Consider the following 19,416-nt stretch of genomic DNA (forward strand, 5'->3'; position numbering starts at 1 on the left):
CTCAGGGCTTCCGCAGCGACGGCATGCCCAGCCCCACGGCGGCGGGTTTGCCCGACGACGACGGCACACCACACGATTCCGCCTGGGCGGCCTCCCACGCGTCCCCGCCGCGGGAGCGCCGTACGCTGTACTCGTTCGCGTCCCGCGGGTCCGCGAGCAGGTGGTACGTGGCGGCCCCGGTCACCGGAACCGTGACGAAATCACCCGGGCGCGGGTGTTCGGCTCCGTCCGGGACACTGAAGTGCACGAGCCGCTGATCCGGGCCCCGCCCGCTCAGTCGGTGCGTGGCTTCCGATTTACGGCCCGATTGGGCGCTCACGAGCACCTCCGTGCGCGCGCCCACGAGCTCGCGGTTCAACTCCGCGCTGATCCGGTCCTGCAGGGCGGTCAACCGTTCGAAGCGTTCCTGCACCACGGGGGCGGGGACCTGGTTCGCCATCTCCCCGGCGGGAGTGCCCGGGCGCACCGAATACTGGAAGGTGAACGCGGAGGAGAACCGGGAGGCCTCCACAACGTCCAGGGTGTCCTGGAAGTCCTGCTCGGTCTCCCCTGGGAAGCCCACGATGATGTCGGTGGTGATCGCGGCGTGCGGGATCCGCTCACGCACCCGGTCCAGGATGCCCAGGAACTTCTTGGAACGGTACGAGCGCCGCATGTCCTTGAGGATCCGGTCCGAACCGGACTGCAGCGGCATGTGCAACTGAGGCATCACGTTGGGGGTCTCCGCCATGGCATCGATCACGTCGTCCGTGAAGGCCGCGGGGTGCGGACTCGTGAAGCGCACCCGCTCCAACCCCTGGATGTCCCCGCAGGCGCGCAGCAGTTTGGCGAACGCCCCGCGGTCACCGAACTCCACGCCGTACGAGTTCACGTTCTGCCCCAGCAGGGTCACTTCCACCGCACCGGAGTCCACGAGCGCCTGGACTTCGGCGAGGATGTCCCCGGGACGGCGGTCCTTCTCCTTGCCGCGCAGCTGGGGGACGATGCAGAACGTGCACGTGTTGTTGCACCCCACCGAGATGGACACCCACCCCGCGTAGGCCTGTTCCCGCTTGGTCGGCAGTGCTGACGGGAAAGTCTCGAGGGCTTCCAGGATTTCCACCTGGGCCTGCTCGTTGTGCCGGGCGCGTTCCAGCAGGACCGGCAGGGACCCGATGTTGTGGGTCCCGAAGACCACGTCCACCCACGGGGCCTTATCGACGATGGTGGCGCGGTCCTTCTGGGCGAGGCAGCCGCCCACCGCGATCTGCAACCGTTCGTTGCGCCGCTTGACAGGGGCCAGCTGACCCAGCTGGCCGTACAGCTTGTTGTCCGCGTTCTCTCGGACGGCACACGTGTTGAACACGACCAGGTCCGGATCACGGTTCACCGCGGGAACGTATCCGGCGCTCTCGAGCAGTCCCGTGATGCGCTCGGAGTCGTGGGCGTTCATCTGGCATCCGAGAGTGCGCACTTCGTAGGCGGGTGCATCGGTGGCGATCACGGGTTCCTGCACGGCATGGGGCATCTGAGTCACCTCATCATTTTAGGGACGCGGTCAAATTGCTGGAACTCGGCCGCCCACGGCCAAAGGGGCACCGATCAAGGCGTGTCCCATACGTGGGCGCCGTCCGGATCCGGCCGATCGCGCCCGCCCACTGTGGACCCGCCCGCGGCGTACTCATCTCCCGAGGACCCGTCTCCCGGGAACCCGTCTGCGGAGAACTCGTCACCGGCGAACTCCTCACCCGCGGACTCCTCCGATTCGAACTCCTCCGCCGAGGACTCCAGCGCGCCCAGCTCCTCCTTGACCACGGCGAACGCGAGTCCCGGCGGATACCCCTTGCGTCCGAGCATGCTCACGAGCCTGCGGGTCAGCCGGTCGCGTTCCTTGCGGTCCGACGGGTCCACGGAGGCGGGCAACTTCTTGCGCACGAGGACGTGGGCGTCCCGCAGTTCGTCGTGGTCGGAGCGCTGTTCAAGGGCCTCGTCCGCGATCTCACCCGTGATCCCGCGCTGCGCGAGTTCCCGGCGCAGAGCCGAGCGGGACAACCGGCGGGTCTCGGCGCGGGACCTGACGAACATCCCCGCGTAGGCCCGGTCGTCCACGAGGTTCACTTCCTCGAACCGGTCGAGCACCTCCCGGGCGACGTCCTCGGGGACGTTGCGGTCCGCGAGTTTGTCCTCGAGCTGGCGCCGCGACTTGGCCGATGCGCTCAACTGGCGCAGGACGATCGCGCGGGCGACCTCGCGGGGATCGGCCTCCGCCTCACCCGATGACTTCGCGGACGCGGGCGGCGCCGCCGGGCCCCAATGGGAATCGGAGGCCCGGCGGCGCCGGGAACCATAGCGTTCGGACTCAGTCATGAAGGGACGGCGTCAGCTCAGAATGCCGGAAGTTCGGTCTCGTCCTTGGCCGGTGCGAACGGGGCATCCGGATCCAGGTCCTGGGGATCGTCGCCGAACCCGTCCGTGTCCTGGGAGGCCTGGTCCGGGTCCTCGCTGATCCCGAGCTTGACCAGGATCTTGCGTTCGATCTCCTGGGCGAGTTCCGGGTTGTCCTTGAGGAAGCGGCGCGAGTTCTCCTTGCCCTGGCCGAGCTGGTCCCCCTCGTAGGTAAACCACGCACCGGACTTCTTCACGATGCCGTGTTCCACGCCCATGTCGATCAGGCCGCCCTCGATGGAGATGCCCTGACCGTAGAGGATGTCGAACTCGGCCTGCTTGAAGGGCGGGGCCATCTTGTTCTTGACGATCTTGGCGCGGGTGCGGTTACCCACGGGGTTCGCACCGTCCTTGAGGGTCTCGATCCGGCGGACGTCCACGCGTACGGAGGCGTAGAACTTCAGCGCCTTACCACCCGTGGTGGTCTCCGGGGAGCCGAAGAACACGCCGATCTTCTCGCGCAGCTGGTTGATGAAGATCGCGGTGGTGTTGGTGTGGGACAACCGACCCGTGATCTTACGCAGAGCCTGGGACATCAACCGGGCTTGCAGACCCACGTGGCTGTCGCCCATTTCGCCCTCGATCTCCGCCTTGGGCACGAGGGCCGCCACGGAGTCGATCACGATGATGTCGATGGAGCCCGAACCCACGAGCATGTCCATGATCTCGAGCGCCTGCTCACCGGTGTCCGGCTGGGACACCAGCAGGTTGTCCGTGTCCACACCGAGCTTCTCGGCGTAGACCGGGTCCAGCGCGTGCTCGGCGTCGATGAAGGCGGCGATCCCGCCGGCCTTCTGGACGCTGGCCACGGCGTGCAGGGCCACGGTGGTCTTACCCGAGGATTCCGGGCCGTAGATCTCCACGACACGGCCGCGGGGGAACCCGCCGATACCCAGTGCGACGTCCAGCGCGATGGAACCGGTGGGGATGGTCTCGATCTTGTTGGCGGGGCGATCCCCCAGCCGCATGACCGATCCCTTGCCGTAGTTCTTGTCGATCTGGGACAGGACGGTGTCCAGTGCCTTCTGACGATCGGATCCGGCCACCTGAGAGGGTGCCGGTGCGCCCTTGGACTTGGCTGCCATGTTTCACCTCGGTTCTCGGGGGCCGGGGCGGCCCTGTCGATGTCTTCGCGTTCCACGGTACAAAGGGGGTCCGACAGCCATAAGCGACCGGACGGGTTGTGGAGCGCGCGTGAGCTCATTCGAATATACCTTCGAAGACGGCGTGGCGCACGCCGCCCACGGCGAACTCAGCGCCGGGGCGGTTGATCCGGACCCCACCACCGGGACTCGGGGATCTCCTGGGCGCGGCACACCGCGAACCACACCGTCTTGGGGTCCGTCCCGGACTCGAGGGCCTTCGCGGCCGTGCGCTCACCCAACTCGGTTAAAACGAGATCCCGAGCGAGAACCCGGCTGTACGCCGCCCCGAATTCGTGGGACATCAGGTCCCAGAACGCACTGACTCGCATGAACGACTTCTCCTCGGTATCGACGCTGCATAGATCCGCTAACTCTCCACGCTGTGCGGACCCCACGGTGCTGCAACGAGCAACGGACCCGCCCACCGGGCGGGTCCGTTCGTTGGTCTGGTGGACCGCGGCCGACTCGGCCGCAGCGAGCGGGGTCTGACTCAGTGCGCGCCGGCGGCGGTGCCACCGCGCAACTGACGCATCTCCCGCGTGAACTCCTCCGTGAGCTCGGACGGCACGGTGTCAGGGATGAACGTACCCTCGGCGTAGGCGAGACGATCCGCGACCTCGCGCAGCATCTGGGACATGGGGATGTCCAGTGCCGCACAGATGGACGCGAGCAATTCGGAGGAGGCTTCCTTTTGTCCTCGCTCCACCTCGCTCAGGTACCCCAGCGAGACGCGGGCACTGTGCGAGACCTCGCGCAGGGTCCGGCCCTGACGCTGGCGGACGTTGCGCAGCACCTCGCCTATCTCCTGACGCAGGACACCGACCTTGACATCATTGGTTTTCCCGTGAGCTTCATCGGACACACCCACGTCCTTCCAACGGACAACACCATTGACAGACACGGGTTGCTTCGTCATGTGAATTGCTTCTCCTCGTACGAATTGACGGGGCCTCCTGCATCGCTGACGACGCAGTGGTCGAGGCCTCTTGAGCCCATCGGGCTCAACCTCTGATATCCATAACGGGCTTACGTGTTCGATTGTTCCCGCTCGGCGGCCTAAAAACACTAGGCGTTGGCTGGGAATGAGATTTGAGTCGTCAATGCGTCAAGCGCGCGGCCCACGGTGGCTTGCCGGATCTCGGCCCGGTCACCGCTGAGATCCAAACGCTCCACCCGCTCCACACCCGGACCCGCGATCCCCACGAAGACGGTTCCCACGGGGTGTCCGTCGTGCGGTTCCGGCCCGGCGACCCCGGTGGTGGACACGGCCCAGTCCACGCCCAGGCGCTCGCGCGCCCCGCGGGCCATGGCCACCGCGACCTGCGGGTCCACCGCGCCGCGTTCCTCGAGCAGCTCGTGGGACACACCCAGCACGCGTTCCTTGACGGCGTGCGAGTAGCTCACGACCGCTCCCTCGAAACACGCCGAGGCACCCGCCACGGTCACGATCGCGGATGCGAGCGCGCCCCCGGTGAGAGATTCGGCCGTGCCCACCGTGACCCCGCGAGCGACGGCGCGGCGCACGAGCTCCGCGGCGTCGTACCCCGGCCGGTTCTCTGTCACGCCGCATCCCCGCGCACGGCCCGGTTGCGCAACTGCACGGCCTTGATCACATAGTCGATGCCCGTGATCACGGTGGCAAGCAACGCGAGCGCGGTGAGCACCCATGCGAACCACAACCACCACTGCCCCACGAAGGGGGTGAGCGGCAGCAGCAGGGCGATCAGCGCCGCGGTCTGCAGGACGGTCTTGGTCTTGCCGCCCTTGGACGCGGCCATCACGCCGTAGCGGATCACCACGAATCGCATGAGCGTGATGCCCCACTCGCGCACCAGGATCACGATCGTGACCCACCACCACAGCTCCCCGAGCATGGACAGCACCACGAACGCGGCACCCGTGAGCAGTTTGTCCGCGATGGGATCGGCGATCTTGCCGAAACTCGTGATGAGGTTGCGCGCCCGGGCGATGTCCCCGTCGAGCTTGTCCGTGAGCATCGCGAGCCCGAACGTGACCACGGCGGCCCAGCGCATGCCCATGGAGTCCTGGCCGTGGGTCCCCCCGGCCACCAGGAACCACACGAAGAACGGGACCATCACGATCCGCAGTGCCGTCAGGGCATTCGGCAGGTTCCAGTTGGAGGCGTTGGGGGCGGGCGCCCCGGGCGCCGCCGCGCCGTCGTTAACCGTCATCGTCCCGTCAACTCCCATGCATCCTCTGATTGGTCGGACCCGTCGTGGTAGTTGTGGGCCACGTTCGACAGCGACGCCGCCACGAGGTCCTCGCCGGACGCCGACGCCGCGAGCGCACCGTCTGCGGCGGCCGGTGTACTCTGCGCGGGTGGTTCCTCGCCGCGGATCAGGGCGAGGGTCGCGGCGAGGTCATCCGGCTTGACGAGGACGTCACGTGCCTTGGACCCCTCGGACGCCCCGACCACGCCGCGTGACTCGAGCAGGTCCATGAGCCGCCCGGCCTTCGCGAAACCCACGCGCAGCTTGCGCTGGAGCATGGACGTGGACCCGAACTGCGTGGTGATGATCAGCTCGGCGGCCTGCAGCAGGACGTCGAGGTCGTCCCCGATGTCCTCGTTGATCGTCTTCTTGGGCGCTTCCTGCACGACGTCGTCGCGGTAGTGCGTGCTCATCTGCGACTTCACGTGCTCCACGACCTTGTGGATCTCAGACTCGGAGACCCACGCGCCCTGCACACGCATGGGCTTGGACGCGCCCATGGGCAGGAACAGGGCGTCACCCTGGCCGATTAGCTTTTCCGCCCCGGGCTGGTCCAGCACCACTCGGGAGTCGGTGACCGAGGACGTCGCGAACGCCATCCGGGACGGGACGTTGGCCTTGATCAGACCGGTCACGACGTCCACTGAGGGCCGCTGCGTGGCGAGCACGAGGTGGATGCCTGCGGCACGCGCGAGCTGGGTGATCCGCACGATCGCGTCCTCGACGTCCCGCGGGGCCACCATCATGAGGTCCGCGAGCTCGTCCACGATCACGAGCAGGTACGGGTAGGGGCGGATGGTGCGCTTGGACCCGGGTTCGGGTTGCACCTTCCCGTTGCGCACGGCCTTGTTGAAGTCGTCGATGTGCTTGTACCCGAAGTGGGAGAGGTCGTCGTAGCGCGCGTCCATCTCCCGCACGACCCACTGCAGGGCCTCGGCGGCCTTCTTGGGGTTGGTGATGATCGGGGTGATCAGGTGCGGCACGCCCTCGTACGCGGTGAGTTCCACACGCTTGGGGTCCACCATGACCAGGCGCACCTCGTCCGGGGTGGAGCGCATGAGGATCGAGACGATCATGGAGTTCACGAACGAGGACTTACCCGCACCGGTAGCACCGGCCACGAGCATGTGCGGCATCTTGGCGAGGTTCGCGAGCACGAAGCCGCCCTCCACGTCCTTGCCCACGCCCATGATCATGGGGTGTTCGGACGCCCGGGCCTTCTGCGAGCGCAGCACGTCCCCCAGCGCCACGGTCTCGCGATCCGTGTTGGGGATCTCGATGCCGATCGCGGACTTGCCCGGGATGGGCGAGAGGATCCGCACGTCCGCAGACGCCACCGCGTACGCGATGTTCTTAGACAGCGCCGTGACGCGCTCCACCTTGGTCCCGGAGCCCAGTTCGATCTCGTAGCGCGTGACCGTGGGCCCGCGCGAGAAGCCGGTGACCTCGGCGTCCACCTTGAACTGTTCGAGCACGCTCGTGAGCGCCCGGACCACCTGGTCGTTCGCCTCGGAGCGTTCCTTGGCGGGCGGGCCCTGCACGAGGTCCGCCACGGGCGGGAGGCTGTAGGCGACGTCGCCCTGCAGCTTGAGCTGCTCGGAGCGGGCCGGGATGGGTGTCGCGGGCGTGTGGGTGCGCGGCTGGGCGTCATCGTCCACCTTGAGGGCGGGCGCGTCCGACGCCGCCGCGGTGTCCGCCGCGGGCGCGATCCCCTGCTCCTCGCGTAATTTCTGGGCGGCGCGCTGGGACTTGGTGGGGCGCTTCTCGCCGGGACGCAAGGCGGCCTCCGGGTTCGGGATCGCGTCGGTGTCCTGGACCTCGGACGCCGCGGTAGAGCCCGCCGCCTGCGCGGCGTCGCGCACGGAGGAGGACCCACCGGCAGAACCCCGGCGCGCGGAGCGCTCCGCGTGCGAGCCGACGTCGAACACGCTCGTCGATCCCGCGTCCCGTGCCTCGCGGCGGTTGGCCTCGCCCACGACAGCGCGCTCGAACGCCTCGTCACCGTCGTAGCGTTCCAGCTCGTGGCGCTGCTTGCGTCGCTCGGAGCGCCGGGAGCGCTTCTCGCGTGTGGGCCGGGTGGGATCGAGGTAGGAGCGGTCGTGCGCGGGATCGGTGACGTCGGTCGCGCGGGGCTCGTACTGGCCCGTGAGACGGCGGTAGAGCTCGCGCAAGCGCGGCCCGATCTCCCCCACGGGCGTGGCGGTCATGACGAGCACGGCCAACGCCGCGAGCAGCACGAACACCGCGAGCGCGCCCCATCGGGTGATCAGGGCCGCCAACGGGTCCGCGGCCAGGAAGCCCACGAAACCACCCGCGCGCCACACGGCGTCGAACCCGTCACCCAGACCGGGCGCGCCGCCCAGCAGGTGCGCGGTGCCCGCGCCGGCGACGGACAGCGCGAGCAGACCGATCGCGATGCGGTTGTTGGCCTGCGTGGCCTCGGGGTGACGGAAGACGCGGATCGCGAAGAAGAAGCAGAAGATGGGCAGCACGAGGGCCATGAACCCGAAGGTCCCGCCCACGATCGCGTGCACCCAGGACGCGGGGATCGCCACGAGCGCGAGGTCCACGCCGCGCAGGTTCCACCACTCGACCGCGGCGATCACGACGGCGAGCACGAGCCACACGAGCGCACCACCGTCGCGGCGCTGTTCGGGAGCCATGTCCGTGCGCACGGTCCCCACGCGGCGCACCGCGGCCCCCACCACGTGTCCGGCGCCGGACCACGCGTTGACCACCCCGTGCAGGGCGGTGGAACCGGCCGAGGGCCCCGTGGATCCGGAGCGTGCGGACGTGGACCGTGCGGGGGCCTTCTTGCCGTTCTTAGGGGAACGCACGGAACTCGAGGACCTGCCGGAGGCCTTCGAGGAGCGCGCGGGGGAAGTTCGAGACGCCATGCCTCCAGGGTACCCGGACGCGCAGCGGCCCGCCCGGAGTCGGATCCGGGCGGGCCGCTGCGCAGTGCGCTGGTTCGGGGCGTCAGGCCTCGACGACCACGGGCACAATCATGGGCTTGCGCCGCAGCTTGCGGGAGACCCACGAGCCCACGGTGCGCCGCACGATCTGCTGCAACTGGTGGGTCGTGTGGTTTTTGCCGCTCTCGCCGAGCGCGTCCTCGAGGGCCGCGGCGATCCGGGGGCGGATCTCGTTGAACACGGTGTCCTCCTCGGCCACGCCGCGCGCGTGGATGTCCGGGCCGGAGACGATCTTGCCGGTGTCCCGGTTGACCACGGTGATCACGGAGATGAAGCCCTCCTCACCGAGGGTCATGCGGTCCTTGAGGTCCGCGTCCGTGATCTCACCCACGGAGGAGCCGTCCACGTAGATGAACCCGCACTCCACCTGCCCGGTGATTCTGGCCGCGCCGGAATGCATGTCCACCACGGTGCCGTTCTCCGCGAGCAGCACGTGCTCCGCGGGGACGCCGGTTTCCTGGGCCAGGTTGCCGTTGGCGATCAGGTGCCGGATCTCGCCGTGGACCGGCATGACGTACTCGGGTTCCACGATGTTGTAGCAGTACAGCAACTCGCCCGCCCCGGCGTGACCCGAGACGTGGACCTTGGCGTTGCCCTTGTGCACCACGTCCGCGCCCAGACGCATGAGCCCGTTGATCACGCGGAACACGGAGTTCTCGTTGCCCGGGATCAGGGAGGACGCCAGGATCACGGTGTCCCCCGCGTTGACCTGGACCTTGTGGTCCCCGTTGGCCATGCGGGACAGCGCGGCCATGGGCTCACCCTGGGAACCGGTGCACATGATGACGATCTGGTCGTCCCGGTAGTCGCCCACCTTCTTCTGGTCCACGAGCACGTTGGGCGGCACGTCCAGGTACCCGAGCTTCTCGGCGATCGCCATGTTGCGGATCATGGATCGGCCCATCAGGACGACCTTGCGACCACTGGCCACAGCGGCGTCGAGCACCTGCTGCACGCGGTGGACGTGGGAGGAGAACGACGCCACGATCACGCGCTGCTTGGCGCGGGCGACCACGTCTGCGAGCACGGGACCGATGGCCTTCTCGGACGCGATGAACCCGGGAACCTCGGCGTTCGTGGAGTCCGTGAGGAACAGGTCCACACCCTCCTCGCCCAGGCGGGCGAAGTGACGCAGGTCCGTGATCCGCCCGTCCAGGGGCAGCTGGTCCATCTTGAAGTCACCGGTGTGCAGCACGGTCCCGGCCTTGGTGCGCAGAAACACTGCCAGGGCGTCCGGGATGGAGTGGTTCACGGCCACGAATTCGCACTCGAACTCACCGAGGCGCTCCACCTGGCCCTCGCGCACGGCCATGGTGAAGGGCTTGATCCGGTGTTCCTGCAGCTTGGCCTCAATCAACGCGAGCGTGAGCTGCGAGCCCAGGATGGGGATGTCCGGGCGGCGCTTGAGCAGGTACGGGACCGCGCCGATGTGGTCCTCGTGCCCGTGGGTGAGCACGATCGCGACGATGTCGTCGAGGCGCTCACGGATGTGGTTGATGTCCGGCAGGATCAGGTCCACGCCGGGCTGGGTTTCCTCGGGGAACAGGACACCGCAGTCGACCACGAGCAGCTGCCCGTTGATCTCGAACACGGTCATGTTCCGACCGACCTCGCCCAGACCGCCCAGGGGGATAACTCGCAGCGTGTCCTTCGCGAGTGCCGACGGTTCGGAGAGGTCGGTGGTGTTCCAATGGGTCATGAGACCCCTTTCATCTCAGGTAGTCAGCGTGTCGGCGATCACCGACGTGCTCAGGTCCGAGCGGATCTGCTCCAGCTCGGCCTGTGTGGGTGTCACGTGCGGCAAGCGCACCGTGTTGTTCGGCAGGCGGCCCTGCCAATGAAGAATGGTCTTCGCGGCCACGGCCCCGGGGATCCGGGTCATGGTGGCACGCACGAGCGGCAACAACTCCTCGTTGAGCCGCTGCGCGGTCTCGAGGTCCCCCGCCAGGGAGGCGTCCACGAGTTGGCGGTAGCGCGGGGTGTCGATGTGGGTGGTCACACCCACGAGCCCGGACGCGCCGAGCGCGATCCACGGGAGGGTGAGACCATCGTCGCCGGAGTAGAAGAGCAGGTCTGTCTCGGCCATGACCCGGGCGGCGGCCATGAAGTCCGCCTTGGCGTCCTTGACGGCCACGATGTTCGGGTGGGAGGCCAGGGAGATCATGGTCTCGGGCTCGATCGGGATTCCCGAGCGCCCAGGGATGTCATACACCATGACGGGCGTGTCCACGGAGTCCGCAAGCGAACGGAAGTGCGCCTCGACCCCCGCCTGGCTGGGCTTGTTGTAGTACGGGGTGACGATCAGCAGGCCGTCCATCCCGATCTTCTGCGCCTCGAGGCACAGGAAGCGAGAGTGCTCGGTGTCGTTCGAACCGGTCCCCGCGAGCAGCGGCACGCGCCCGCCCACGGCGTCCTTGACGGCACGGAAGACCGAAAGGTTCTCCTGGTCGGTCATAGTGGAGTACTCACCGGTGGTGCCGCACACCACCAGACCGTCACAACCGTCGTCCACGAGTTGCTCGGCGAGGCGACCCGTGGCCTCGAGATCCACCGAGCCGTCGTCGTGGAAGACCGTGACCATGGCGGTGAGCAGGGACCCGAACATGGGCGCGGACCGCTGCGTCCGCGCAGGTGCGCTGTCGTGTGTCATATCCACAGGTTACCGCCCAGAGCGGGCGAGCACCGTTTCCGGATCCGTCCCCCGATGTAGGGCTATGGCGGTGCGCATGGACCTGCGGGCCCGCCGGCCGTCGCCGCTCGCGGAGTACGCGAGGCTCAGTCGGTACCACCCGCCCCAGTCTGCGGGGAACGCCTCGACCTCGCGGCGCACGACGTCGAAGTGCTCGTCCGCGGCGGCCCGCACGTACCGTCCGGACGGGGTCCTCGGCAGATCGTCCGCGGGAAGCTCACCGCGCGCGGCGAGTTCCCGGCCGAGGCGTTCTGTGCGGGCGCCGAAGACGATCTCGCGCACCATGGCCCACGTGCCCACCGCGGGGATCACGAGCATGGCCACGCCCAGCAGGGTGGGCAGCCAGCCCCCCGCGCCGAGCAACAGGACCGCCCGGTGGAAGGCCAAGGCGAGGTACAGGGCCAGCAGCCCGATCATGAGCGCGGCCAGGATACGACCCTTCGCACCCACCTCGAGCACGGTGAACACCGCGGCGAACGCGAGCATGGCGACGAGCCAGATCTTGGAGCCCACGGAGATCGGCAGGATAAGCACCGTGATCACGAGCAGCACGATCACGGCCGTGGCCCACCAGCGCAGACCGGAGAAGGAACGGGCGCGGCTCACAGCCCCAGGTCCATGTAGCCGTCCAAGCCGTGGGTCAGCCCCGGGTGCTTCGCGACCGAGCGCACGCCCAACAGCACACCCGTCATGAAGGACACGCGGTCGAAGGAATCGTGGCGCACGGTCAGCTGCTCCCCCGTGTTGCCCAGCAGGGTCTCCTGGTGGGCCACGAGCCCGCGTAACCGCACCGAGTGCACGTGCACACCGTCCAGGTCCGCACCGCGTGCGCCGTGCGGATCGGATTCCGTGGCATCCGGCGACGGCGCCACACCGGCCCGTTCGCGCGCGGCGGCCACGAGCGCGGCGGTTCGCGCCGCGGTACCGGACGGGGCGTCGAGCTTCTGGGGGTGGTGCAGCTCCACGATCTCCACGGACTCGAAGAACGCCGCGGCCATCTCGGAGAACTTCATGGCGAGCACCGCACCCACCGCGAAATTGGGGGCGATCAGCACACCCGTGTCCGGGGAATCGGCGAGCCACGACCCGAGCTCGGCCAGAGTGGCGTCGTCCCAGCCCGTGGTCCCCACGACCGCGTGGATACCGTGTTCCACGGCGAAGCGCACGTTCTCCCGCGTGGCGCTCGGGACCGTTAGGTCCACGACCACCTGGGCGCCGGAGCTCACGATCTCCTGCAGGTCGTCACCGCGACCGAGCGCCGCGACGAGTTCCATGTCCGAGGCGTCCGTGATGGCCTTCACTGCCTCGGAGCCCATGCGTCCGTTGCGGCCCAGTACGGCCACCTTGATCTGCTCGTTCATGTGATCCCGCCTCATTCCTGGTTCTGCTCGACGTGCGGCCCCACCACGGTGCGCACCGTGGCGTCCGCGGACAATTGCGCTGCCAGTGTCTGCACGTCCTCGGACGTCACGGCGCGGATGCGCCGCAGGGACTCGTCCACGTCCATGAAGATGCCCGTCTTCAGTTCCGCGGACCCCAGCCGGGACATCCGTGACCCTGTGTCCTCGAGGGCGAGGACCGTGGCACCGCTGAGTTGGCCCTCGACCTTCGCGAGTTCTGCCGCATCCATCCCGTCCTGGGCAAGCCGGTCCAGCTCGGCGCGCATGAGCTCGCTGACCTGGTCCACGCGCTCGCCCGTGCACCCCGCGTACATCCCGAAGAACCCGGCGTCCGAGTAGGAGCCCGAGAAGGAGAACGTGGAGTACGCGAGCCCCTTCTGCTCCCGGATGGTGTGGAACAACCGCGAGGACATCCCGCCACCCAGGGCGGCGTTGAGCACGGTCATCGCGAAGCGACGCTCGTCCCCCGACTGCAGTCCGGCGCCGCCCAGCACCACGTGGGCCTGCTCGACCGGGCGCTCGAACGTGTGAGTCCCCACCAGGGGCGTCAGCTGCGCCGGCGAGGAGTCCCGCCGGGCACCGGCGTGACCGGTCGCGTCCGGGTCCCAGCCCGCGCGGGCCAAGGACTCGCGCACGAGTTCGACGACGCGGTCGTGGTCGAGACCCCCGGCCACCGTGACCACAAGGTTCTCGGGGCGGTAGGAGCCGCGGTAGTGCTGCCACACCGCGTCACGGGTCACGGAGCGGATCTCCTCGGGGGTGCCCGCGATGGGCCGCGCGAGCGCGGACCCGTGGAGCACCTCGGCGTTGAACTGTTCGAACGCGAAGTCCGTGGGATCGTCCCGGTCCATGGCGATCTCCTCGAGGATCACGCCGCGTTCGCGGTCGAACTCCTCGGGATCCAGGACGGCACCGGTGAACATGTCCGCGAGCACGTCCACCGCCATGGGCAACTGCTCGGAGAGCACCCGTGCGTGGTAGCACGTGTGTTCGTGGGCCGTGAACGCGTTGGACTCCCCGCCCACGCGGTCGAAGGCCTCCGCGATTTCGAGCGAACTGCGCCGGGAGGTGCCCTTGAACAGCAGGTGCTCCAGGAAGTGCGTGGAACCGAGCATGCCCGGGGCCTCGTCACGCGAGCCCAGGCTCACCCAGAACCCCACGGACACCGAACGCTGCCCGGGCATCTTCTCGGTGAGCACCCTGGTCCCGCACGGCAGGACGGTGCGCATGATCACGGCGCCCTCGGCGTCGTCGTGCACCACGTGGGTGAAGCCCGGCGCCTGCGCCGAGGCCGAATAGGCCCGAAGGCGGGCGGCCCCGCCGGAGACGTGCTCCGCGGGATCGCCCGCCCTCAGGGGAAGGTGAACAACTGTCATCTAGTAACGAACACCCTCTGCTCAGTTCTCGTCGTCGGAGGACTCGGCCGGGGCCTCGGACTCGGCCACGACGGGCGCGAGGGACAGCTTGCCGCGGTCGTCCACCTTGGTGATCTCCACCTGGACCTTCTGGCCCACGGACACGACGTCGTCGACCTCGTTGACGCGCTTGTTGTCGTTGAGCTTGCGCATCTCGGAGATGTGGAGCAGACCATCCTTGCCCGGGGTCAGGGACACGAACGCACCGAACGTGGTGGTCTTGACCACGGTGCCCAGGTAGCGCTCGCCCACCTCGGGGACCTGCGGGTTGGCGATCGCGTTGATCGCCGAGCGCGCGGCCTCCGCGGAGGGGCCGTCCGTGGCGCCGATGTACACGGTGCCGTCGTCCTCGATGGAGATGTCGGTGCCGGTGTCCTCCTGGATCTGGTTGATCATCTTGCCCTTGGGGCCGATCACCTCACCGATCTTGGACACGGGCACGTTCACCGAGATCACGCGCGGCGCGAACTCGCTCATCTCGTCCGGGGCGTCGATCGCGGAGGTCAGCACGTCCAGGATGTAGAGCCGGGCCTCACGGGCCTGGGTCAGGGCCGAGGCCAGGACCGAGGCGGGGATACCGTCCAGCTTGGTGTCCAGCTGGATCGCGGTCACGAACTCGGACGTACCGGCGACCTTGAAGTCCATATCACCCAGCGCGTCCTCCGCACCGAGGATGTCGGTCAGGGCCGCGTACTGGACCTCGCCGTTGACGGTGTCGGAGACCAGGCCCATGGCGATACCGGCCACGGGAGCGCGCAGCGGCACACCGGCGTTGTACAGCGACAACGTGGACGCGCACACGGAACCCATGGACGTGGAGCCGTTGGAGCCCAGCGCCTCGGAGACCTGACGGATCGCGTACGGGAACTCCTCCCGAGAGGGCAGCACGGGCGTGATCGCACGCTCGGCGAGCGCGCCGTGACCGATCTCGCGGCGCTTGGGCGAACCCACGCGGCCGGTCTCACCCGTGGAGTACGGAGGGAAGTTGTAGTGGTGGATGTAACGCTTGTGCTTGACCGGGGACAGCGAGTCGATCTGCTGCTCCAGCTTGAGCATGTTCAGCGTGGTGACACCCATGATCTGGGTCTCGCCGCGCTCGAACAGCGCGGAACCGTGCACGCGCGGGAGCACGTCCACCTCGGCGCTGAGCTGACGGATGTCCGTGAGGCCGCGGCCGTCGATGCGCACCTTGTCCTTGAGGATGCGCTGGCGCACGGTCTGCTTGGTCAGGGCCTGGTAGGCACCGTTGACCTCGTCCGCGCGGCCCTCGAAGGCCTTGCCCTCGCCCGTGAGCTCGGCCAGCGTGGACTGGTGCAGTTCGTCGGTCGCGGCCTCGCGCTCCTGCTTGCCGGCGATCGAGTAGACCTCCGCCATGCGCTCGCCCACGAAGTCCTTGACGGCCTCGGCGGCGTCGTCCTCGTACCCGCCGAAACGAGGCAGGTCCAGCTCGGGCTTGGCGGTGCGGGAGGCGAGATCCGCCTGGGCGTCGCACAGGGCCTTAATGAACGGCTTGGAGGCCTCGAGGCCCTCGGCCACGAGCTCCTCGGTCGGTGCGACCGCGCCCTGGCCCTTGATGAGCTCCCAGGCGTTGTCGGTGGCCTCGGCCTCGACCATCATGATCGCGACGTCCGAGCCGCCGTCCTTGGTGCTCACCACGCGGCCGGCCACGGCCATGTCGAACACGGCGTTCTCCAGCTGCGAGTGCTTAGGGAACGCGATCCACTGATGGGAACCGTTCTCCTGGGCCATGAGCGCCATGCGCACGCCGCCCACGGGGCCCTGGAAGGGCAGCCCGGACAGGGTCGTGGACATGGACGCGGCGTTGATCGCCACGGTGTTGTAGATCTCGTCCGGGGCGATGGACGTGACGGTCACGACCACCTGCACCTCGTTGCGCAGGCCCTTGCCGAACGCGGGACGCAGCGGGCGGTCGATCAGACGGCACGTGAGGATCGCGTCCGTGGACGGGCGACCCTCACGGCGGAAGAACGAACCGGGGATGCGACCCGCGGCGTACATCCGCTCCTCGACGTCCACCGTGAGCGGGAAGAAGTCGAAGCCCTCCCGCGGGTGCTTGCCCACGGCCGTGGCCGAGAGCATGGAGGTCTCTTCGTCGATGTAGACCATGGCCGAACCCGCGGCCTGGCGGGCGAGTCGGCCGGTTTCGAAGCGCACGACGCGCTTGCCGTACGAGCCGTTGTCGATAACGGCTTCTGCACTCTGGATTTCGGGACCCTCCAAGGGTCACCTCCGTTTCTTCGTGGTGCGCGATCCGCGCGACACACCGGTCTTCGATCGAGGCGCTCGCAGCGCGTGAGCGTTGCGAAGGCCACTGTCGAGGACCGCGACATGCAGCGCGGTCACGCCATGACGTGATTTCTCGTTGGATTGTCCGGACACGCGGTCCGGGTGGCGGTGTTCGTCACGAACAGCGCCGGTTGCGGCGGTTCCCCGCGCTCCGACAGGGGCACGGGGAACCGGTCACATCACTTGCGCAGGCCGAGGCGCTCGATGAGCGCACGGTAGCGGGCGATGTCGGTGCGACGCAGGTAGTCCAGCATGCGACGACGCCGTCCCACCAGGGCCATGAGGCCACGGCGGGTGTGGTGGTCGTGCTTGTGCATCTTCAGGTGCTCGGTCAGATCGGAGATCCGACGGGACAGCACCGCAATCTGCACCTCGGGCGAACCGGTGTCACCCTCGTGCGTCGCGTACTCGGTGATGATCTGGTTCTTGATCGTGGCATCCAGGGCCATGTGTAACTCCTCGAGTCAGTACCGTGACCGCCCGGTGCGTGAGATTCTCGCCCGGGGTCCGGGAGCGAGCTCCCGGGGTCGGACCGCCACGGACCGCAGTCAGACCAGCGTCCATCCTAACCGATCCTCCGCCGGGGCACCGTAAGGGCCGTCACCACTCGGCGGACGACGGCGCGGCGCACCGCTGCAGGGCCCCGCACCTACACGGTGCGGCAGCGCCGTCGCCGCCCCGCGGGAGCGCCCCGGACGTGCGAAGCGGGACCGACCTGGAACAATGGGGGCATGCAGAAGATGAACGTCGAATCATTCAACCTGGACCACCGCAGCGTGGCCGCTCCCTACGTACGGATTGCGGATCGGAAGGAACTGCCGGGTGGTGACACCCTCGTGAAGTACGACGTCCGCTTCACCCAGCCCAACCAGGCGCACCTGGAGATGCCGGCGGTACATTCGATCGAGCACCTCACCGCGGAGCACATGCGTAATCACACGGACGCCCTGATCGACTTCTCCCCCATGGGCTGCCGGACCGGTTTCTACGCGCTCATGCTGGGAGTGGAGACCGAGGAGTTCGAGCGCCTGCTCGAGCGCACCTTCCGGGACATCCTCGAGGCGGACGAAGTCCCGGCCGCGAACGAGGTGCAGTGCGGCTGGGGCGCCAACCACAGCCTCGAGGCCGCCCAGGACGCGGTGCGCGGATTCCTGGCCGAGCGCGAGCACTGGGACGAGGTCACGCGGTGACGGACGACGCCGCACGGTTCGCCGCGTGCGTGGGCGCGCCGGCCGTCGTGGTCGCCATGGCGGAGGAGGCCGAACCGTTCCTCGCGGACGCCGACTCCCGCTGCGAGAACCCCCACGTGATCGGCGGTGCCGAGCTGTATGCCGTCGAGGCCGCGGGGCGCCCCGTGCTCGTGGTGCGCACCGGGATCGGATTGGTCAATGCCGCGTCGACCCTGAGCGCGATGCTGGAACGGTTCGAACCGAGCGCCGTGATCTCCGCCGGTTCCGCCGGGGGCCTGCGCGCGGACGTCAACGTCGGTGACCTGGTGATCGGCACCGAGTTCCGCTACGCGGACGCGGACGCGACCGCCTTCGGGTACGAACCGGGACAGGTGCCCGGGATGCCCCCGGCCTTCGCGGCGTCGTCGGAGCTCGTGACGGCCGCGAGCAGCCTCGCGGCCGCAGAGGGCTACGCCGCGTGGCGCGGGACGATGCTCTCGGGCGGCGCGTTCGTCACGGCGCGCAACGTGGGGGTGACCCGCGAGGTGTTCCCCGAGGCCCTGAGCACGGACATGGAGACCACGGCCCTCGCGCACGTGTGCCACGACCGTGGCGTGCCCTTCCTGGCCGTGCGCGCGATCTCGGACCTGTGCGGTCCCGCCGCGGACCAGCAGTTCCACATGGAACTGGACATCGTGGCCCGGATCAGTGCCCAGGCCGTGACCGAACTGCTCGGCGGGCTCCCGCCCGTCCAGCCACCCACACGTCGAGAAGAACGAGGAACGCATGAGTGACGACAAGACCAAGGACCTGAAGGACGCCGCCCCGGACGTCGCCAAGCACGTGCTGCGCGACGGTCACGAGATCCCCCAGCTGGGGTTCGGCACGTACCCCATGGACGACGCCGAGGCCGAGGCCCTGATCCCCGAGGCCGTGTGGCGCGGCTACCGGCTCATCGACACCGCGGTGAACTACGGCAACGAACGCGGCGTGGGCCTCGGTGTGCGCTATTGCGACATCCCCCGCTCGGACCTGTTCCTCACGTCCAAGCTCCCGGGCCGGGATCACGGTACGGACAGCGTGCGGCGGTCACTCGAGGGCACGCTCGAACGGCTCGGCACGGACTACCTGGACCTCTACCTGATCCATTGGCCCAACCCCAGCGTGGACCGGTACGTGGACACGTGGCGCGCCATGATGGCCGCGCGCGACGAGGGCCTCATCCGCTCGATCGGTGTGTCCAACTTCCTGCCCGAGCACCTCCTGCGCCTGGAGCGGGAGACCGGGGAGATGCCCGTGGTCAACCAAGTGGAGCTGCACCCGCAGTACCAGCAAGAGACCCTGCGGGCGTTCCACGGGGAGCACAAGATCCTCACCGAGGCGTGGTCCCCGCTGGGGCGCAAGACGGACCTCCTGCAGGACCCATGGCTCGTGGAGATTGCACGCAAGGTGGGACGCACCCCGGCCCAGGTGGCGCTGCGCTGGCACGTGCAGTCGAGCATCGTGGCGATCCCCAAGTCCTCGAACACCGAGCGCATGGCGGAGAACATCGACGTGTTCGAGTGGGAACTCACGGACGAGCAGATGGAACGGGTGCGCATGCTGCACACCGGCATCAGCGGTTCGGGGTTCGACCCCTCCGTGCACGAGGAGATGTGATC

18 protein-coding genes are annotated in these 19,416 nt (G+C 68.4%); 3 read left to right on the forward strand and 15 right to left on the reverse strand.

Annotation, left to right across the window (positions count from 1 at the left end):
- Position 1: 1 nt before the first annotated feature.
- The 15 genes from miaB to rpsO form a co-directional block, all read right to left on the reverse strand.
- Complete coding sequence (gene miaB, locus ACW9PK_RS01445; protein WP_239318253.1) at positions 2-1,507, reverse strand: tRNA (N6-isopentenyl adenosine(37)-C2)-methylthiotransferase MiaB; 1,506 nt, start codon at positions 1,505-1,507, stop codon at positions 2-4.
- A gap of 74 nt (positions 1,508-1,581) precedes the next feature.
- Positions 1,582-2,346, reverse strand: a complete 765-nt coding sequence (locus ACW9PK_RS01450; RefSeq protein WP_457016293.1) for a regulatory protein RecX — start codon at positions 2,344-2,346, stop codon at positions 1,582-1,584.
- Between the two features lie 17 nt (positions 2,347-2,363).
- A complete protein-coding gene (gene recA, locus ACW9PK_RS01455; RefSeq protein ID WP_144932628.1) occupies positions 2,364-3,509 on the reverse strand; it encodes a recombinase RecA in 1,146 nt (381 codons plus the stop codon).
- A 167-nt stretch (positions 3,510-3,676) separates the two neighbouring features.
- Entirely contained in the window at positions 3,677-3,898 is a 222-nt protein-coding gene (locus ACW9PK_RS01460) for a DUF3046 domain-containing protein (protein WP_457016294.1), read from the reverse strand.
- 161 nt (positions 3,899-4,059) lie between these two features.
- Complete coding sequence (locus tag ACW9PK_RS01465; protein WP_064845953.1) at positions 4,060-4,485, reverse strand: helix-turn-helix domain-containing protein; 426 nt, start codon at positions 4,483-4,485, stop codon at positions 4,060-4,062.
- A gap of 149 nt (positions 4,486-4,634) precedes the next feature.
- Positions 4,635-5,132 carry a CinA family protein gene (locus ACW9PK_RS01470; protein WP_239318182.1) on the reverse strand — a complete coding sequence of 166 codons (498 nt, stop codon included), beginning with the start codon at positions 5,130-5,132 and terminating at the stop codon, positions 4,635-4,637.
- Positions 5,129-5,761: a CDP-diacylglycerol--glycerol-3-phosphate 3-phosphatidyltransferase gene (gene pgsA / locus ACW9PK_RS01475; protein WP_064845955.1), complete on the reverse strand. Its 633-nt coding sequence runs from the start codon at positions 5,759-5,761 to the stop codon at positions 5,129-5,131. The genes ACW9PK_RS01470 and pgsA overlap by 4 nt, the downstream gene beginning before the upstream one ends.
- Positions 5,758-8,697: a DNA translocase FtsK 4TM domain-containing protein gene (locus ACW9PK_RS01480; RefSeq protein WP_457016295.1), complete on the reverse strand. Its 2,940-nt coding sequence runs from the start codon at positions 8,695-8,697 to the stop codon at positions 5,758-5,760. Before ACW9PK_RS01480 ends, pgsA begins: the two co-directional genes overlap by 4 nt.
- A gap of 82 nt (positions 8,698-8,779) precedes the next feature.
- Positions 8,780-10,474: a ribonuclease J gene (locus ACW9PK_RS01485; RefSeq protein ID WP_457016296.1), complete on the reverse strand. Its 1,695-nt coding sequence runs from the start codon at positions 10,472-10,474 to the stop codon at positions 8,780-8,782.
- A 15-nt stretch (positions 10,475-10,489) separates the two neighbouring features.
- Complete coding sequence (gene dapA, locus ACW9PK_RS01490) at positions 10,490-11,425, reverse strand: 4-hydroxy-tetrahydrodipicolinate synthase (protein ID WP_167318654.1); 936 nt, start codon at positions 11,423-11,425, stop codon at positions 10,490-10,492.
- A gap of 9 nt (positions 11,426-11,434) precedes the next feature.
- Positions 11,435-12,070: a hypothetical protein gene (locus ACW9PK_RS01495; protein ID WP_368844704.1), complete on the reverse strand. Its 636-nt coding sequence runs from the start codon at positions 12,068-12,070 to the stop codon at positions 11,435-11,437.
- On the reverse strand, positions 12,067-12,825 hold the full coding sequence (gene dapB, locus ACW9PK_RS01500; protein WP_368844705.1) for a 4-hydroxy-tetrahydrodipicolinate reductase: 759 nt from the start codon (positions 12,823-12,825) through the stop codon (positions 12,067-12,069). Before dapB ends, ACW9PK_RS01495 begins: the two co-directional genes overlap by 4 nt.
- Before the next feature lie 11 nt (positions 12,826-12,836).
- Complete coding sequence (locus ACW9PK_RS01505) at positions 12,837-14,240, reverse strand: M16 family metallopeptidase (RefSeq protein WP_457016297.1); 1,404 nt, start codon at positions 14,238-14,240, stop codon at positions 12,837-12,839.
- Positions 14,241-14,261: 21 nt separating this feature from the next.
- Positions 14,262-16,520: a polyribonucleotide nucleotidyltransferase gene (locus ACW9PK_RS01510; RefSeq protein WP_131333205.1), complete on the reverse strand. Its 2,259-nt coding sequence runs from the start codon at positions 16,518-16,520 to the stop codon at positions 14,262-14,264.
- A gap of 245 nt (positions 16,521-16,765) precedes the next feature.
- Positions 16,766-17,035, reverse strand: a complete 270-nt coding sequence (gene rpsO / locus ACW9PK_RS01515) for a 30S ribosomal protein S15 (protein ID WP_035963435.1) — start codon at positions 17,033-17,035, stop codon at positions 16,766-16,768.
- 282 nt (positions 17,036-17,317) lie between these two features.
- Here rpsO and ACW9PK_RS01520 point away from each other — a divergent pair, with 282 nt between their 5' ends.
- From ACW9PK_RS01520 to ACW9PK_RS01530, 3 genes are read left to right on the forward strand one after another with little or no spacing between them, the layout of a single operon-like run.
- A complete protein-coding gene (locus ACW9PK_RS01520) occupies positions 17,318-17,776 on the forward strand; it encodes an S-ribosylhomocysteine lyase (protein WP_457016298.1) in 459 nt (152 codons plus the stop codon).
- Positions 17,773-18,549, forward strand: a complete 777-nt coding sequence (locus ACW9PK_RS01525; RefSeq protein WP_368844708.1) for a 5'-methylthioadenosine/adenosylhomocysteine nucleosidase — start codon at positions 17,773-17,775, stop codon at positions 18,547-18,549. The genes ACW9PK_RS01520 and ACW9PK_RS01525 overlap by 4 nt, the downstream gene beginning before the upstream one ends.
- Complete coding sequence (locus ACW9PK_RS01530) at positions 18,542-19,414, forward strand: aldo/keto reductase (protein ID WP_457016299.1); 873 nt, start codon at positions 18,542-18,544, stop codon at positions 19,412-19,414. The genes ACW9PK_RS01525 and ACW9PK_RS01530 overlap by 8 nt, the downstream gene beginning before the upstream one ends.
- The last annotated feature ends 2 nt before the right edge of the window (positions 19,415-19,416 follow it).

The sequence above is a fragment of the Kocuria sp. MNB10 genome (genome assembly GCF_054073685.1).

Bases quoted from the DNA above. Each gene is read 5' to 3' on its own strand.
- miaB (WP_239318253.1), bottom strand. From the start codon at position 1,507: ATGCCCCATGCCGTGCAGGAACCCGTGATCGCCACCGATGCACCCGCC.
- ACW9PK_RS01450 (WP_457016293.1), bottom strand. From the start codon at position 2,346: ATGACTGAGTCCGAACGCTATGGTTCCCGGCGCCGCCGGGCCTCCGAT.
- recA (WP_144932628.1), bottom strand. From the start codon at position 3,509: ATGGCAGCCAAGTCCAAGGGCGCACCGGCACCCTCTCAGGTGGCCGGA.
- ACW9PK_RS01460 (WP_457016294.1), bottom strand. From the start codon at position 3,898: ATGCGAGTCAGTGCGTTCTGGGACCTGATGTCCCACGAATTCGGGGCG.
- ACW9PK_RS01465 (WP_064845953.1), bottom strand. From the start codon at position 4,485: ATGACGAAGCAACCCGTGTCTGTCAATGGTGTTGTCCGTTGGAAGGAC.
- pgsA (WP_064845955.1), bottom strand. From the start codon at position 5,761: ATGACGGTTAACGACGGCGCGGCGGCGCCCGGGGCGCCCGCCCCCAAC.
- ACW9PK_RS01480 (WP_457016295.1), bottom strand. From the start codon at position 8,697: ATGGCGTCTCGAACTTCCCCCGCGCGCTCCTCGAAGGCCTCCGGCAGG.
- ACW9PK_RS01485 (WP_457016296.1), bottom strand. From the start codon at position 10,474: ATGACCCATTGGAACACCACCGACCTCTCCGAACCGTCGGCACTCGCG.
- dapA (WP_167318654.1), bottom strand. From the start codon at position 11,425: ATGACACACGACAGCGCACCTGCGCGGACGCAGCGGTCCGCGCCCATG.
- dapB (WP_368844705.1), bottom strand. From the start codon at position 12,825: ATGAACGAGCAGATCAAGGTGGCCGTACTGGGCCGCAACGGACGCATG.
- ACW9PK_RS01505 (WP_457016297.1), bottom strand. From the start codon at position 14,240: ATGACAGTTGTTCACCTTCCCCTGAGGGCGGGCGATCCCGCGGAGCAC.
- rpsO (WP_035963435.1), bottom strand. From the start codon at position 17,035: ATGGCCCTGGATGCCACGATCAAGAACCAGATCATCACCGAGTACGCG.
- ACW9PK_RS01520 (WP_457016298.1), top strand. From the start codon at position 17,318: ATGCAGAAGATGAACGTCGAATCATTCAACCTGGACCACCGCAGCGTG.
- ACW9PK_RS01530 (WP_457016299.1), top strand. From the start codon at position 18,542: ATGAGTGACGACAAGACCAAGGACCTGAAGGACGCCGCCCCGGACGTC.